Here is a 14,479-nt window from a genome sequence, read left to right on the forward strand (position 1 = left end):
GACGTCCGGGCATAAAAAAACATGACAAGCCCAAGGGATAACCCAGGGTAACTGCCTGTAGCTTAGCCTTTTGCCAGCAACCGGCGAAAGCTTTGCAGAGCCGTCGGCGCAAGTTCGCAACATTTGTTGTGCAGAGTGCTTCAGCAACGAAATTGGCGGACTCTTGAGGCCTCATCTCAGGTAGAATGCGCGCCCGGTTTTTGGAGAAGCTCATGACCCTGCTCAAATTCAGCGATGTGTCCCTTGCTTTCGGCGCTATGCCGTTGTTGGACAAGGTGTCCTGGCAGATCGCCCGTGGTGAGCGGGTGTGCATCATCGGCCGCAACGGCACTGGCAAGTCCAGCATGATGAAGCTGGTCAAGGGCGATCAGAAGCCCGATGACGGCTCAGTCTGGCGCGCGCCAGGCCTGAAAATCGGCGAATTGCCCCAGGAACTGCCGGTGGCCGACGAGCGGACCGTATTCGACGTGGTTGCCGAAGGCCTGGACGGTGTCGGCGCGCTGCTGGCCGAGTATCACCACCTGAGCCAGAACATCGTCACCGATGCCGACCTGGACAAGTTGATGCACGTGCAGCACGACCTTGAAGCCCGCGATGGCTGGCGTCTGCAGCAACTGGTCGACAGCACCCTCAGCCGCCTGCAACTGCCGGCCGACAAGACCCTCGCCGAGTTGTCCGGCGGCTGGCGTCGCCGCGTCCTGCTGGCCCAGGCCTTGGTGTCTGAACCCGATTTGCTGCTGCTCGACGAACCGACCAACCACTTGGATATCGGCGCCATCGCCTGGCTTGAAGAAGCCCTGAAGGACTTCCAGGGCGCGGTGCTATTCATCACGCACGACCGTTCTTTCCTGCAAAACCTGGCGACCCGCATCCTCGAACTGGATCGCGGCGGCCTGATCGACTGGAACGGCGACTACGCCAGTTTCCTGGTGCACAAGGAAGCGGCGCTGGCGGCGGAAGAAACGGCTAACGCGCTGTTCGATAAGAAGCTGGCACAGGAAGAAGTCTGGATTCGCCAGGGTATCAAGGCTCGTCGCACCCGCAATGAAGGTCGTGTGCGGGCGCTCAAGGCCTTGCGCATGGAGCGCAGTGAACGTCGCGAGCGCACCGGCAAGGCCAACATTCAGTTGGATACTGCTGACAAGTCCGGCAAGCAGGTGATGGTTCTTGAGAACGTGAGTTTCGCGCACCCTGGCGGCCCGTTCCTGATCAAGGACTTCTCCATGGTCCTGCAGCGCGGTGACCGCATTGGCCTGCTGGGCGCCAACGGCACCGGCAAGACCACGTTGCTCAAGCTGATGCTTGGTGGCCTGGTGCCGACCAACGGCAAGGTGGAGGAGGGCACGAAGATCGACGTCGCCTACTTTGACCAGTTGCGCCATCAGTTGGACCTGGAAAAGACCGTGATCGACAACGTGGCCGAAGGCCGCGACTTCATCGATATCGATGGTCAGAGCCGCCATGTGCTGAGCTACCTCGGCGATTTCCTGTTCAGCCCCCAGCGTGCCCGTACGCCGGTCAAGGCGCTGTCCGGCGGTGAGCGCGCCCGTCTGTTGCTGGCCAAGCTGTTCAGCAAGCCGGCGAACCTGCTGGTACTCGACGAACCGACCAACGACCTGGACGTGGAAACCCTCGAGTTGCTGGAAGAGGTGCTGCTGACCTTCAACGGCACTGTGCTGATGGTCAGCCACGACCGGGCATTCCTCGACAACGTGGTCACCAGCACCCTGGTGTTCGAAGGCGAGGGCCTGGTGCGCGAATACGTTGGCGGTTATCAGGACTGGCTGCGTCAGGGCGGCTCGCCGCGCCTTCTGGGCGTGACCGAGAGCAAGTCCGGCAAAGCCGACCTGAATTCGGCTGTGGTCAAGGCCGAGCCTGCTTCGGTTGCTGCGGCGGCGGCACCCGCGAAGAAAAAACTCAGCTACAAGCTGCAGCGCGAGCTGGAAGCGCTGCCGGGTGATATCGACGCGAAGGAAAAGCAGATCGCAGCGGTGGAGGCCGATATGGCTGACGCTGGCTTCTATCAGCGGCCCGCCGCCGAAACCGCCAAGGTGATCGCGCACCTGGAGCAGTTGCAGGCCGAGCTGGATGTGCTGGTCGAGCGCTGGGCTGAACTGGACGCTTGATCCACTGCCATAAAAAATCCCGGCGCTCAGCAATGAACGCCGGGATTTCTATTTGAAGTGCCATCCCCACACAGGTTTATGTACGTTTAACCAGGTGCACCGCCAGCACATCGCAAGGCGCGCCATGCAGCACGTCGTTGGCAGTAGAGCCCAGCAGCAGCGCCAGGCCGTGGCGGCCATGGCTGCCGACGACGATCAAGTCGCAACCCTGCTCCTTGGCCAGGTGATGGATCTCCTGGCGCGGTTGGCCGTAGGTCAGGTGACTGAATTCCTTCTTCAGGGCCGGGTATTTCACGATCAGTCGGTCAAGACGTTCCTTGGCCTGATCGAATTGCTGTTGCTGCAACTGGGAAAGGTCCATCGGTACGTCACCGCCGAAGGCCATCGCCATCGGCTCGACGATGTGCACCAGCGACAGTTTGGTGTCCCGGCCTTCGCAAAGGGCAAGCGCGCGCTTGACGACGGGATCGCATTCTTCAGTGAGGTCGACGGCGACCAGGGCGTGTTTGTAGTACATGGAAGGCACTCCAGAGAATTGCGATACGGTAAGTATGGCTGGTTTTCAGGCGCATTGACGGCGACGCGGGTCAATGGGCTCATCAGAATTCGGGAGTACACATATGACGGTCTGGATAGTGGTGTCAATCCTGTTAGTGGTGTTAAGCCCCCTGGCATGGTTGCGGCCGTCCCGTGTTCAGAGCGGTCGCATGGCCCTGCGCATGGAGGCGCGACGCCTCGGGCTGGCCATGCAACTGGCACCACAGGAGTGGCCGCATTGGCTCGGCCAACAGCCGCCAAACCCTTGTGCCCAGTACCACCGGCCCCGGCGGGGCAAGCAGCCGGCCAGTTGGTGTTACTGGCAAACCGCGCCAGGCGTGTGGGTCAACCAGTGGCGGGAAGTCTGCGAGGATGAGGCGTTGCTCAATCATTTCGAAAAATTGCCAGCCAATGTCTACAAGGTTGAAGCCGATCGGCAGATGATCGCCTTGTATTGGGGCGAGAAGGGCGAAGCCAGTGTCTTGCAGGACATCTGCGCTGTGCTCAAGGCGCTGGCTTGAAACACAATCCTGCGGCATAAAAAAGCCCGACAGTCTCGTCGGGCGGGTTGGCCAGGCAGGCCGGTAATCAATTTCATGTCCGGGCGCTCGTTCGTAGCGTCCGCCTAATCTTAAATCAATAGCGTTCCCGGTAGCGTAGTCGGTTGGACCCATCGCGCTTGGAATTAGGGCGACTTTTCTAATTATTGATTCTATGAATGGCTTGGCATGCAGCACGGTGTTGCATATCTGTGCGGTACGGAAATGACTGCAAAGTCGCGTTCAAGCCCCTGTTTAGGGCGATTGACAATTGTCGGAAATTCCGTGAAGGTGACGTACCCAAATCAAACGGGCGTATGAATTGAGCGTTTGTATTTTCAGAGCGTTCCTACAGAACCCCGACTATCGCGTTGACGGGTGTGTTTGGCGGATTGGCGTAGCATCGACGGTAACGTCAATGCCCAACCAGTGGTCAGCGTTCAACGTGTACTGTTCAGCTTCCATATCGTGGAGATCAGTTGATGATTTACGAAGGTAAAGCCATCACGGTTAAGGCTCTTGAAAGTGGCATCGTCGAACTGAAGTTCGATCTCAAGGGTGAGTCCGTCAACAAGTTCAACCGTCTAACCCTGAATGAATTGCGTCAGGCTGTGGACACTATCAAGGCAGATGCTTCGATCAAGGGTGTGATCGTCAGCAGCGGCAAGGACGTGTTCATCGTCGGCGCCGACATCACCGAATTCGTCGACAACTTCAAGCTGCCCGATGCCGAACTGATCGCTGGCAATCTCGAAGCCAACCGTATCTTCAGCGACTTCGAAGACCTCAACGTACCGACCGTCGCGGCCATCAACGGCATCGCCCTGGGTGGCGGCCTGGAAATGTGCCTGGCAGCGGATTACCGCGTCATGTCCACCGTGGCCAAGATCGGCCTGCCGGAAGTCAAGCTGGGCATCTACCCAGGCTTCGGCGGTACCGTGCGTCTGCCGCGCCTCATCGGTGCCGACAACGCCATCGAGTGGATTGCCGCCGGCAAGGAAAACCGTGCTGAAGACGCGCTGAAAGTCGGCGCCGTGGATGCCGTGGTCGAGCCGGGCAAACTCCAGGAAGCGGCTCTTGAACTGGTCAAGCGCGCCATCAGCGGCGAGTTCGACTACAAGGCCAAGCGTCAGCCGAAGCTGGAAAAGCTCAAGCTCAACGCTATCGAACAAATGATGGCTTTCGAAACCGCCAAGGGTTTCGTGGCCGGTCAGGCAGGCCCGAACTACCCGGCGCCGGTCGAAGCGATCAAAACCATCCAGAAGGCCGCGAACTTCGGTCGCGACAAGGCCCTGGAAGTCGAAGCCGCCGGTTTCGTCAAACTGGCCAAGACCTCGGCTGCACAAAGCCTGATCGGTCTGTTCCTCAACGACCAGGAACTGAAGAAAAAGGCCAAGGCCTACGACGAAATCGCCCGTGACGTGAAGCAGGCCGCCGTATTGGGCGCCGGTATCATGGGTGGCGGTATCGCCTACCAGTCGGCGTCCAAAGGCACGCCGATCTTGATGAAAGACATCAACGAACACGGCATCGAGCAGGGCCTGGCCGAAGCCGCCAAGCTGCTGGTCGGTCGCGTCGATAAAGGTCGCATGACCGCTGCGAAGATGGCCGAAGTGCTCAACGGCATTCGTCCGACCCTGTCCTACGGCGATTTCGGCCATGTCGACCTGGTGGTCGAAGCGGTTGTCGAGAATCCCAAGGTTAAGCAAGCGGTACTGGCTGAAGTCGAAGACAAGGTCAAAGAAGACACTATCCTGGCTTCGAACACCTCGACCATTTCCATTTCGCTGCTGGCCAAGGCCCTCAAGCGTCCGGAAAACTTCGTCGGCATGCACTTCTTCAACCCGGTGCACATGATGCCGCTGGTGGAAGTGATCCGTGGCGAGAAGTCCAGCGAGCAGGCCGTTGCCACCACCGTGGCCTACGCCAAGAAAATGGGCAAGAACCCGATCGTCGTCAATGATTGCCCGGGCTTTTTGGTCAACCGCGTGCTATTCCCGTACTTTGGCGGTTTCGCCAAGCTGGTCAGCGCCGGTGTGGACTTCGTGCGCATCGACAAGATCATGGAAAAATTCGGCTGGCCCATGGGCCCGGCGTACCTGATGGACGTGGTCGGCATCGACACCGGCCACCACGGTCGCGATGTCATGGCTGAAGGCTTCCCGGACCGCATGAAGGACGACCGCCGGTCGGCCGTCGACGTGCTCTACGAAGCCAAGCGCCTGGGCCAGAAGAACGGCAAGGGCTTCTACGCCTACGAGACCGACAAGCGCGGCAAGCAGAAGAAAGTGGCCGATTCGTCGGTGCTGGAAGTGCTTAAGCCGATTGTCTACGAGCAGCGCGAAGTCACCGACGAGGACATCATCAACTGGATGATGATCCCGCTGTGCCTCGAAACCGTGCGTTGCCTGGAAGACGGCATTGTTGAAACCGCCGCCGAAGCCGACATGGGTCTGGTCTACGGCATCGGTTTCCCTCCATTCCGTGGCGGTGCGCTGCGCTACATCGATTCGATCGGTGTGGCCGAGTTCGTTGCCCTGGCTGACCAGTACGCTGATCTGGGCGCGCTGTACCACCCGACCGCGAAGCTGCGTGAAATGGCCAAGAACGGCCAGAGCTTCTTCGGTTAAGCGCCCAACGACTAGAGCGAGAGAACATTTTATGAGCTTGAATCCTAGAGACGTCGTGATTGTCGACTTCGGTCGTACGCCGATGGGCCGCTCCAAGGGCGGCATGCACCGCAACACCCGCGCCGAGGACATGTCGGCGCACCTGATCAGCAAGCTGCTGGAACGCAACGTCAAGGTCGACCCTAATGAAGTCGAGGACGTGATCTGGGGCTGTGTGAACCAGACCCTGGAGCAGGGCTGGAACATCGCCCGTATGGCGTCGCTGATGACCCAGATCCCTCACACCGCGGCCGGCCAGACCGTCAGCCGCCTGTGCGGTTCGTCCATGAGCGCGCTGCATACCGCAGCTCAAGCGATCATGACCGGCAACGGTGACGTGTTCGTCGTTGGTGGTGTCGAGCACATGGGCCACGTGAGCATGATGCACGGCGTCGATCCGAACCCGCACATGTCGCTGTACGCGGCAAAAGCCTCGGGCATGATGGGCCTTACTGCGGAAATGCTCGGCAAAATGCACGGCATCACCCGCGAGCAGCAGGACGCCTTTGGCGTGCGCTCCCACCAGCTCGCCCACAAGGCGACCGTGGAAGGCAAGTTCAAGGACGAGATCATCCCAATGCAGGGCTACGACGAGAACGGCTTCCTGAAGCTGTTTGACTACGACGAAACCATTCGTCCGGAAACCACCCTGGAAAGCCTGGCGGCCCTCAAGCCGGCATTCAATCCGAAGGGCGGCACCGTGACAGCCGGTACTTCGTCGCAGATCACCGACGGTGCTTCGTGCATGATCGTGATGTCGGCCCAGCGCGCCCAGGACCTGGGCATCCAGCCAATGGCGGTGATTCGTTCGATGGCCGTGGCGGGTGTGGATCCGGCGATCATGGGCTATGGTCCAGTACCGGCGACGCAGAAAGCCTTGAAGCGTGCAGGCCTGAGCATTTCCGATATCGACTTCTTCGAACTCAACGAAGCTTTCGCCGCACAGGCCCTGCCAGTGCTGAAAGATTTGAAAGTGCTCGACAAGATGAACGAGAAGGTTAACCTGCACGGCGGCGCGATCGCCTTGGGTCATCCGTTCGGTTGCTCCGGTGCGCGTATCTCCGGCACCCTGCTCAATGTCATGAAGCAGAATGGCGGCACCCTTGGCGTGTCCACCATGTGCATTGGCCTCGGCCAGGGCATTGCCACTGTCTTCGAACGCGTCTAAGCGTTGCGTTGATGGAAGCCGGGGCCACGTGCCCCGGTTTTTGTTTTTTCCAGATTTATTTTGTTTTTATTTTGAAAAGATTTGAGTGAGGGCCAAAGCATGCCGATACAACCTGGGCTCTACCAACATTACAAAGGTCCGCAGTACCGCGTATTCAGCATCGCGCGGCATTCCGAGACCGAGGAAGAAGTGGTCTTCTACCAAGCCCTGTATGGCGATTACGGCTTTTGGGTGCGCCCGTTGAGCATGTTCGAGGAGTCCGTTGAGGTTGACGGCGAACAGGTGCCGCGCTTTGCTTTGGTGCAGGCCGAGGTGAGCCTTTTTTCCAAGCCTTGAGGCCGGTATGCGGGTAACCCTGCGCTTGACCTCACCTTGCAGCCACTATATATAGCGGTGCCGCGTCAGGCGCCAACCGCCTTTCACTTTTTAGAATTCAGGAATTTTCTGATCCATGGGCAAATCGCTGGTCATTGTGGAATCCCCGGCTAAGGCCAAGACCATCAACAAGTATCTGGGCAACCAATACGTGGTGAAGTCGAGTATCGGCCATATCCGAGACCTGCCCACCAGCGGTTCGGCTAGCGCCAGCAAGGAGCCAGCCGCCAAGCGCGGCAAGGCTGCTGCCGGTGAAGCGCCGGCGCTGTCGCCAAAAGACAAGGCGCGCAAGCAGCTGGTCTCACGCATGGGTGTCGATCCGGAACACGGCTGGAAAGCCAAGTACGAGATCCTCCCGGGCAAGGAAAAGGTCATCGAAGAGCTGCGTCGGCTCGCCAAAGATGCCGACACCATCTATCTCGCGACGGACTTGGACCGCGAAGGGGAAGCCATTGCCTGGCACCTGCGCGAAGCCATTGGTGGGGATGACAGCCGCTACAAGCGTGTGGTGTTCAACGAAATTACCAAGAAGGCCATCCAGGAAGCCTTCTCCCAGCCAGGCGAGCTGGACATCGATCGGGTCAACGCCCAACAGGCGCGTCGCTTTCTTGATCGCGTAGTGGGCTACATGGTCTCACCGCTGCTGTGGGCCAAGATTGCCCGCGGCTTGTCCGCCGGTCGGGTGCAGTCGGTCGCGGTGAAACTGGTGGTGGAGCGCGAGCGCGAGATCCGTGCGTTCATCCCTGAAGAGTACTGGGAGATTCACGCTGACCTCGGCACCACCAAGGGCGCTACCGTGCGCTTCGACGTGGCCCGCGAGAAGGGTGAAGCCTTCAAGCCGCTCAACGAAGCCCAGGCCATGGCTGCGCTGGAGAAGCTCAAGGCTTCCAGCTACAGCATCGTCAAGCGCGAAGACAAACCGACCAGCAGCAAGCCGTCGGCACCGTTTATCACTTCCACACTGCAACAGGCGGCGAGCAACCGCCTGGGCTTTGGTGTGAAGAAAACCATGATGATGGCCCAGCGTCTGTACGAAGCCGGCTACATCACTTATATGCGTACCGACTCGACCAACCTCTCGGTCGATGCCGTGGCGATGGCGCGCACTTATATAGAAAGCGAGTTCGGCAAGAAATACCTGCCGGACACGCCGAACGTCTACAGCAGCAAGGAAGGCGCACAAGAGGCCCACGAAGCGATTCGTCCGTCTGACGCCAACACTGAGCCAAGCAAGCTGTCGGGCATGGAGCGCGATGCCGAGCGCCTCTACGAGCTGATCTGGCGCCAGTTCCTGGCCTGCCAGATGCTGCCGGCGCAATACCTGTCGACCACGGTCAGCGTGGGTGCTGGCGACTTCGAGCTGCGTGCCAAGGGCCGCATCCTGAAGTTCGACGGCTACACCCGCGTCATGCCGCAAATCGCCAAGCCTGGGGACGACGACGTCCTGCCGGACATGGCCCAGGGCGACGTGATGAAGCTGATCGAGCTTGACCCGACACAGCACTTCACCAAGCCGCCGGCCCGTTATTCGGAAGCCAGCCTGGTCAAGGAAATGGAAAAACGCGGCATCGGTCGTCCTTCGACCTACGCGGCGATCATTTCCACCATCCAGGACCGCGGTTACGTGGCGCTGCACAACCGTCGTTTCTATTCGGAAAAGATGGGTGACATTGTTACCGAACGTTTGTCCGAGAGCTTCTCTAACCTGATGGACTACGGCTTTACCGCTGGGATGGAAGAGAACCTCGATGATGTGGCCCAGGGCGAACGGGACTGGAAAAACGTCCTCGACGAGTTTTACGGTGACTTCAAGAAAAAACTCGAAGTGGCCGAAAGCCCTGACAACGGCATGCGGGCCAACCAGCCGGTCATGACCGACATCCCGTGCCTGACCTGTGGTCGTCCTATGCAGATCCGCACGGCCTCGACTGGCGTATTCCTCGGTTGCTCAGGCTACAGCCTGCCACCCAAGGAGCGCTGCAAGGCGACGGTCAACCTGGTGCCGGGCGACGAAATCGCCGCGGACGACGAGGGTGAATCGGAATCCCTGGTGCTGCGCGGCAAGCATCGTTGCCCGATCTGCAGCACGGCGATGGATGCTTACCTGCTGGATGAAAAGCGCAAGCTGCACATTTGCGGTAACAACCCGGACTGTGCCGGCTACGAGATCGAAGAGGGCACCTATCGCATCAAGGGCTACGAAGGCCCGAGCCTGGAATGCGACAAGTGTGGCAGCGAGATGCAGCTCAAGACCGGCCGTTTTGGCAAGTTCTTCGGTTGCACCAACCCGACCTGCAAAAACACTCGCAAACTGCTCAAGAGCGGTGATGCAGCGCCGCCGAAGATGGATCCGGTGAAGATGCCTGAGCTCAAGTGCGAGAAGGTCAACGACACCTACATCCTGCGCGACGGCGCGTCTGGCCTGTTCCTGGCGGCCAGCCAGTTCCCGAAAAACCGCGAGACTCGCGCGCCGTTGGTGATGGAGATTGTGCCGCATAAGGACGAGATCGATCCGAAGTACCATTTCCTCTGCGAAGCGCCGCAGAAGGATCCGGAAGGGCGTCCGGCAGTGATTCGCTACAGCCGCAAGACTAAGGAGCAGTACGTACAGACCGAAGTCGATGGCAAGCCTACCGGTTGGAAGGCATACTACGACGGCGGAAAATGGACCGTTGAAGACAAGCGCTGATGGTTAGGGTGCTTTCTTGTGGCGAGGGAGCTTGCTCCCGCTGGACGGCGTAGCCGTCCCCAACAAGCCCCAAGTAAACAAGAGGCCGCACGATAACCCCAGGGGTTATCGTGCGGCCTCTTTGTTTTTGGCTTGCAGTGGCCTTGGTTGATCCATGACACTGTCGCACTTGCGTGAAGTTTTTATTTCGTTGTGGAGAATGCCGACATGGCCCACGAACTCTATACCCGCACCAATCAGAAAATTTACTTCGCCGGCCTGTCGCTTGAAGCACTTGCTAGGGCCGAGGATGGGCGGGCGATGAATTCCCCTGCGCTGATCCAGGCAGGGCGCGAATCTGCGCTGTTTCACCTGTACGGTGCATTGTTGGGGCTGTGCCATGAAATTGCGGGTTTCTATCGCCTGCCACAGGCGAATGCGCCGCGGGCCGAGCTGCTGTTGACCCGCGAAGTGTTGGAAAGCATCGCTATCCCCGAGCTGGCCGAAATGGTTGAGCTGGCCCATAACCCGGAAACCTGGCTGGCTAAGCTGTTGGCGGCCCACGCGGCGTTGTTCCAGCCACCGCGGGCCCCTCGCAAACCCAAGGGCGATGTGACCCAGCCGTTGATCGTTGCAGTCAACCTGGACGAGCAGGACCCCGAGCAGGAGCTGAGCCAGGAGGAGCTGGAGAGCTGGCGCCAAAACCTCAAAAGCCTGGCGATCCGCTTTCGCGAAGGATTGAACGAGTGTTGAGTATTTCTTCCAGCCTGTAATGCTTGTTGATAACGCTTGGTCAAGATCCCGAGCGAAGCCTGGCCGATGACTATATAATCCTCGCCTTTCGTGGAGAACAGACTTTTATGCCAACGTCCTTTCTAGAAATTGTCGAACTTCCTGATGGCCGCATCGAGCTGCGCAGGGCTGAGGACGAGGGTTCTCTGGTAACCCTGAGTTTCTCCGAAGATGCCAAGGTGTTCCTCCAAGGCCAACACGTCGAAGTCGCCAAGGCGATGCTGAGCGTGGGCGTTCAGATGGCAGGCCGCCTGGTTGAAGGCGAATTCAACAAGGAAGAGGGGCCGCGGGTTCTTCATTGATCCCATCTGTCGGCTTTTTGGAAGATAGTGTTACTGGTCGGCTTCTCTGTCCTGGAGAAGCCCTGCGTTTGTCTTAGCCCAACCGAATATTCAGGCTTTGCGCGTCCCCGATGCGAGCGGCGCTGATCAGCTGTTGCCGTGCGGTCGCGGTCAACGGATTGAGCCAGCTGACCACTGTATGGCTGCGACCCAGGCGCAAAGCTTCACGCGTCAGCTCTTGGGCGCTTTGAGTGCCCCGTGGTTGCAGCAGCAGGATGCGTTCACGGTTCAGGCCGGCGTCACGCAGCCAGGCCTGGGTGACGCTGGCCGGTGGTGCGATCAGCGTCAACCAGCGAGCGTCCTGGTCCTGGCTCAGCTCTCGCAGGATCGGCGCCAGCAGGTTCAGGCAGTTCCCGGCCGCACCACGCAACGACAGTTCGCTGAAGGCCTCGGGCTCGACGCCCCAAGGCGACTCGATGACCTCTTTGAGGACAGGAACCAGCGGTTGGGCCATGAATGCCTCGAACAGCGGAAGTTGCGTGTGCTGTGGTGTGTGTGGGAACTGCATAAAGCCTCCTTTAGCGGCGAATGACGCCGACACTCAAGCCTTCGATGACCAGATCCTGATCTTTCAGGTTCACTTCGATGGGGGCGAACTCGGGGTTTTCGGCAATCAGCCAGACTTTGCTGCCGTCGCGCTTGAAGCGCTTGACGGTCACTTCATCACCGATTCGCGCCACCACGATCTGGCCGTTGCGGGCTTCGCGAGTGGTGTGGACGGCCAGGAGGTCACCGTCGAAGATGCCGATGTCCTTCATGCTCATGCCGTGCACGCGAAGCAGATAATCAGCCCGTGGATGGAAGAACGAAGGGTTGATGTTGCAGGACTCCTCGACATGCTGTTGGGCGAGGATCGGGGCGCCTGCCGCTACCCGACCGATGATCGGCAGGGTGGTTTCGTCGGCCTTGGCTTCGAAACCAGGGATGCGAATGCCGCGGGATGCGCCCGGCGTCATTTCGATCGCGCCCTTGCGGGCTAGCGCCTTTAAGTGTTCCTCAGCCGCGTTGGGCGACTTGAAGCCCAGCTCCTGAGCGATTTCCGCGCGGGTCGGCGGGTAGCCGTTGTCTTCTAGGCAGCGTTTGATGAAGGCCAGAATCTCTGCTTGGCGTGGCGTCAGCTTTAGCATAATGATCGCTCTGTCTTTTTATACAGTGACTGGGATTATATACAGTGAACGGCGCTTGGCAATCCTCCTTTTTTCACAGGCCGCTGGACGGTCGGTCGGGCTGCCGGAAGCGACATGGCTACAGCCAGTTAGAAGGTGTGGTTAAATAACTGACCGAGCGTTCGCAAAACGTCCCGGCAGGCTTGACAACCCCAAGGCTGAAACGTATGTTTCAAACAAGTGTTTGTCAGGCGGAGTAGCCATGGCCCAGTCGGAAACCGTTGAACGCATTCTCGATGCTGCCGAGCAATTGTTCGCGGAAAAAGGTTTCGCCGAAACCTCATTGCGTCTGATCACCAGCAAGGCCGGGGTAAACCTGGCCGCGGTGAATTACCACTTTGGTTCGAAAAAAGCGCTGATCCAGGCGGTTTTCTCGCGGTTCCTCGGTCCTTTCTGCCTCAGCCTCGATCGTGAGCTGGAGCGTCGCCAGGCAAAGCCTGACGTCAAGCCAACCCTGGAAGAACTGCTGGAAATCCTGGTCGAGCAAGCCCTTGTCGTGCAACCGCGCAGCGGTAACGACCTTTCCATTTTCATGCGCCTGTTAGGTCTTGCATTCAGCCAGAGCCAGGGTCACCTGCGGCGTTATCTGGAAGACATGTACGGCAAGGTGTTCCGCCGCTACATGTTGCTGGTCAATGAGGCCGCGCCGCGCATTCCGCCGATCGAGCTGTTCTGGCGCGTGCATTTCATGCTCGGTGCCGCTGCGTTCAGCATGTCTGGCATCAAGGCGCTGCGCGCCATTGCTGAAACCGATTTCGGCGTGAATACCTCCATTGAGCAGGTGATGCGCCTGATGGTGCCGTTCCTGGCTGCAGGCATGCGTGCCGAAAGTGGTGTCACCGATGAGATCATGGCCGCCGCACAGTTGCGTCCCCGCAGCAAATCGACCCCGGCGCTCGCCAAGGCTTGAGTACACGGGTGGGCGCGGCTGCTTACATCCGCTAAGCTAGCCGCCATGCCGACTCTCGTTTCGAACCCGTTTTATATTTCATCGCACAGCCGCGATCTGTCAGGCCTGGAGCCTGGCGGCGCGCTCGTGCGTGTGCCTGCGTGCGGGTTCATCGTTATTAAGGAAATGCTATGACTGCTGGCCTGCAAGGCTCGTTGATGGTGGACGTCGCCGGTACCTGGCTGACGGCCGAAGATCGCCACTTGTTGCGCCAGCCCGAAGTGGGCGGCCTGATCATTTTTGCTCGCAACATCGAGCACCCACGCCAGGTGCGTGAGCTGAGCGCCTCGATCCGCGCCATCCGTCCTGATCTTTTGCTTGCGGTTGATCAGGAAGGCGGCCGCGTTCAGCGCCTGCGCCAGGGGTTTGTGCGCTTGCCGGCGATGCGGGCGATTGCTGACAATCCGAACGCCGAATACCTGGCTGAACAATGTGGCTGGATCATGGCCACTGAAGTGCTGGCGGTCGGTCTCGACTTGAGCTTTGCCCCGGTGCTGGATCTCGATTATCAGCGCAGCGCCGTCGTTGGCAGTCGCTCCTTCGAAGGCGACCCCGAACGCGCCGCGTTGCTGGCCGGTGCATTCATTCGCGGCATGAACACCGCCGGAATGGCTGCCACCGGCAAGCATTTCCCCGGGCACGGCTGGGCCGAGGCGGATTCTCACGTAGCAATTCCCAACGATGAGCGCAGTCTCGAACAGATCCGCGCCAACGACCTGGTACCGTTTGCCAAACTGAGCAAGCAACTGGCGGCGGTCATGCCGGCCCATGTCATTTATCCGCAGGTTGACGCCAATCCGGCGGGTTTTTCCCGGCGCTGGTTGCAAGACATCCTGCGAGGCGAGTTGCAATTCGATGGCGTGATCTTCAGCGATGACCTGTCGATGGCCGGTGCTCATGTGGTGGGTGATGCCGCCAGTCGTATCGAGGCTGCGTTGTCAGCCGGTTGCGACATGGGCCTGGTGTGCAATGACCGCGCCGCCGCAGAGCTGGCGTTGAGTGCTGCCCAGCGCTTGAAGGTCAAGCCATCGGCGCGGATCGCCCGCATGCGTGGCCAGGCCTTTGCCTGCACCGAGTATCGCCAGGATCCACGCTGGCTCACGGCAGTCGGCGCGCTGAAAGCCGCCCAATTGATCGATTAAGGACATT

13 protein-coding genes are annotated in these 14,479 nt (G+C 59.5%); 10 read left to right on the forward strand and 3 right to left on the reverse strand.

Annotation, left to right across the window (positions count from 1 at the left end):
• Positions 1–212: 212 nt before the first annotated feature.
• On the forward strand, positions 213–2,126 hold the full coding sequence (locus ACA047_RS10195; RefSeq protein ID WP_497358935.1) for an ATP-binding cassette domain-containing protein: 1,914 nt from the start codon (positions 213–215) through the stop codon (positions 2,124–2,126).
• A 76-nt stretch (positions 2,127–2,202) separates the two neighbouring features.
• On the opposite strand, the gene ACA047_RS10200 is transcribed toward ACA047_RS10195, so the two are convergent.
• Entirely contained in the window at positions 2,203–2,643 is a 441-nt protein-coding gene (locus ACA047_RS10200; RefSeq protein WP_497358937.1) for a universal stress protein, read from the reverse strand.
• 103 nt (positions 2,644–2,746) lie between these two features.
• Between ACA047_RS10200 and ACA047_RS10205 the strand changes: the two genes are divergently transcribed.
• The 7 genes from ACA047_RS10205 to ACA047_RS10235 all read left to right on the forward strand — a co-directional run bounded on the left by ACA047_RS10205 (position 2,747) and on the right by ACA047_RS10235 (position 11,176).
• On the forward strand, positions 2,747–3,184 hold the full coding sequence (locus tag ACA047_RS10205; protein WP_497358939.1) for a hypothetical protein: 438 nt from the start codon (positions 2,747–2,749) through the stop codon (positions 3,182–3,184).
• Positions 3,185–3,684: 500 nt separating this feature from the next.
• Complete coding sequence (gene fadB / locus ACA047_RS10210) at positions 3,685–5,832, forward strand: fatty acid oxidation complex subunit alpha FadB (protein ID WP_497358941.1); 2,148 nt, start codon at positions 3,685–3,687, stop codon at positions 5,830–5,832.
• Positions 5,833–5,863: 31 nt separating this feature from the next.
• Complete coding sequence (gene fadA, locus ACA047_RS10215; protein WP_497358943.1) at positions 5,864–7,039, forward strand: acetyl-CoA C-acyltransferase FadA; 1,176 nt, start codon at positions 5,864–5,866, stop codon at positions 7,037–7,039.
• A 99-nt stretch (positions 7,040–7,138) separates the two neighbouring features.
• Positions 7,139–7,375, forward strand: a complete 237-nt coding sequence (locus ACA047_RS10220) for a DUF1653 domain-containing protein (protein WP_497358945.1) — start codon at positions 7,139–7,141, stop codon at positions 7,373–7,375.
• A 115-nt stretch (positions 7,376–7,490) separates the two neighbouring features.
• Positions 7,491–10,103, forward strand: coding sequence for a type I DNA topoisomerase (gene topA / locus ACA047_RS10225; protein ID WP_497358947.1), 2,613 nt, complete (start codon positions 7,491–7,493; stop codon positions 10,101–10,103).
• A gap of 207 nt (positions 10,104–10,310) precedes the next feature.
• Positions 10,311–10,835 carry a DUF6586 family protein gene (locus ACA047_RS10230; protein ID WP_497358949.1) on the forward strand — a complete coding sequence of 175 codons (525 nt, stop codon included), beginning with the start codon at positions 10,311–10,313 and terminating at the stop codon, positions 10,833–10,835.
• A 107-nt stretch (positions 10,836–10,942) separates the two neighbouring features.
• Positions 10,943–11,176 carry a hypothetical protein gene (locus ACA047_RS10235; protein WP_497358951.1) on the forward strand — a complete coding sequence of 78 codons (234 nt, stop codon included), beginning with the start codon at positions 10,943–10,945 and terminating at the stop codon, positions 11,174–11,176.
• Between the two features lie 73 nt (positions 11,177–11,249).
• Here the strand turns inward: ACA047_RS10235 and sulA are convergent, their stop codons facing one another.
• Complete coding sequence (gene sulA, locus ACA047_RS10240; protein ID WP_497358953.1) at positions 11,250–11,723, reverse strand: SOS-induced cell division inhibitor SulA; 474 nt, start codon at positions 11,721–11,723, stop codon at positions 11,250–11,252.
• A gap of 10 nt (positions 11,724–11,733) precedes the next feature.
• A complete protein-coding gene (lexA, locus tag ACA047_RS10245; RefSeq protein WP_003199651.1) occupies positions 11,734–12,342 on the reverse strand; it encodes a transcriptional repressor LexA in 609 nt (202 codons plus the stop codon).
• Between the two features lie 241 nt (positions 12,343–12,583).
• Between lexA and ACA047_RS10250 the strand changes: the two genes are divergently transcribed.
• Positions 12,584–13,291 carry a TetR/AcrR family transcriptional regulator gene (locus tag ACA047_RS10250; protein ID WP_497358955.1) on the forward strand — a complete coding sequence of 236 codons (708 nt, stop codon included), beginning with the start codon at positions 12,584–12,586 and terminating at the stop codon, positions 13,289–13,291.
• Between the two features lie 170 nt (positions 13,292–13,461).
• Entirely contained in the window at positions 13,462–14,472 is a 1,011-nt protein-coding gene (gene nagZ / locus ACA047_RS10255; RefSeq protein ID WP_497358957.1) for a beta-N-acetylhexosaminidase, read from the forward strand.
• The last annotated feature ends 7 nt before the right edge of the window (positions 14,473–14,479 follow it).

The organism is Pseudomonas sp. LBUM1664 (genome assembly GCF_059695895.1).

Bases quoted from the DNA above. Each gene is read 5' to 3' on its own strand.
- ACA047_RS10205 (WP_497358939.1), top strand. From the start codon at position 2,747: ATGACGGTCTGGATAGTGGTGTCAATCCTGTTAGTGGTGTTAAGCCCC.
- ACA047_RS10235 (WP_497358951.1), top strand. From the start codon at position 10,943: ATGCCAACGTCCTTTCTAGAAATTGTCGAACTTCCTGATGGCCGCATC.
- ACA047_RS10250 (WP_497358955.1), top strand. From the start codon at position 12,584: ATGGCCCAGTCGGAAACCGTTGAACGCATTCTCGATGCTGCCGAGCAA.
- fadA (WP_497358943.1), top strand. From the start codon at position 5,864: ATGAGCTTGAATCCTAGAGACGTCGTGATTGTCGACTTCGGTCGTACG.
- ACA047_RS10195 (WP_497358935.1), top strand. From the start codon at position 213: ATGACCCTGCTCAAATTCAGCGATGTGTCCCTTGCTTTCGGCGCTATG.
- nagZ (WP_497358957.1), top strand. From the start codon at position 13,462: ATGACTGCTGGCCTGCAAGGCTCGTTGATGGTGGACGTCGCCGGTACC.
- topA (WP_497358947.1), top strand. From the start codon at position 7,491: ATGGGCAAATCGCTGGTCATTGTGGAATCCCCGGCTAAGGCCAAGACC.
- ACA047_RS10220 (WP_497358945.1), top strand. From the start codon at position 7,139: ATGCCGATACAACCTGGGCTCTACCAACATTACAAAGGTCCGCAGTAC.
- ACA047_RS10200 (WP_497358937.1), bottom strand. From the start codon at position 2,643: ATGTACTACAAACACGCCCTGGTCGCCGTCGACCTCACTGAAGAATGC.
- sulA (WP_497358953.1), bottom strand. From the start codon at position 11,723: ATGCAGTTCCCACACACACCACAGCACACGCAACTTCCGCTGTTCGAG.
- lexA (WP_003199651.1), bottom strand. From the start codon at position 12,342: ATGCTAAAGCTGACGCCACGCCAAGCAGAGATTCTGGCCTTCATCAAA.
- ACA047_RS10230 (WP_497358949.1), top strand. From the start codon at position 10,311: ATGGCCCACGAACTCTATACCCGCACCAATCAGAAAATTTACTTCGCC.
- fadB (WP_497358941.1), top strand. From the start codon at position 3,685: ATGATTTACGAAGGTAAAGCCATCACGGTTAAGGCTCTTGAAAGTGGC.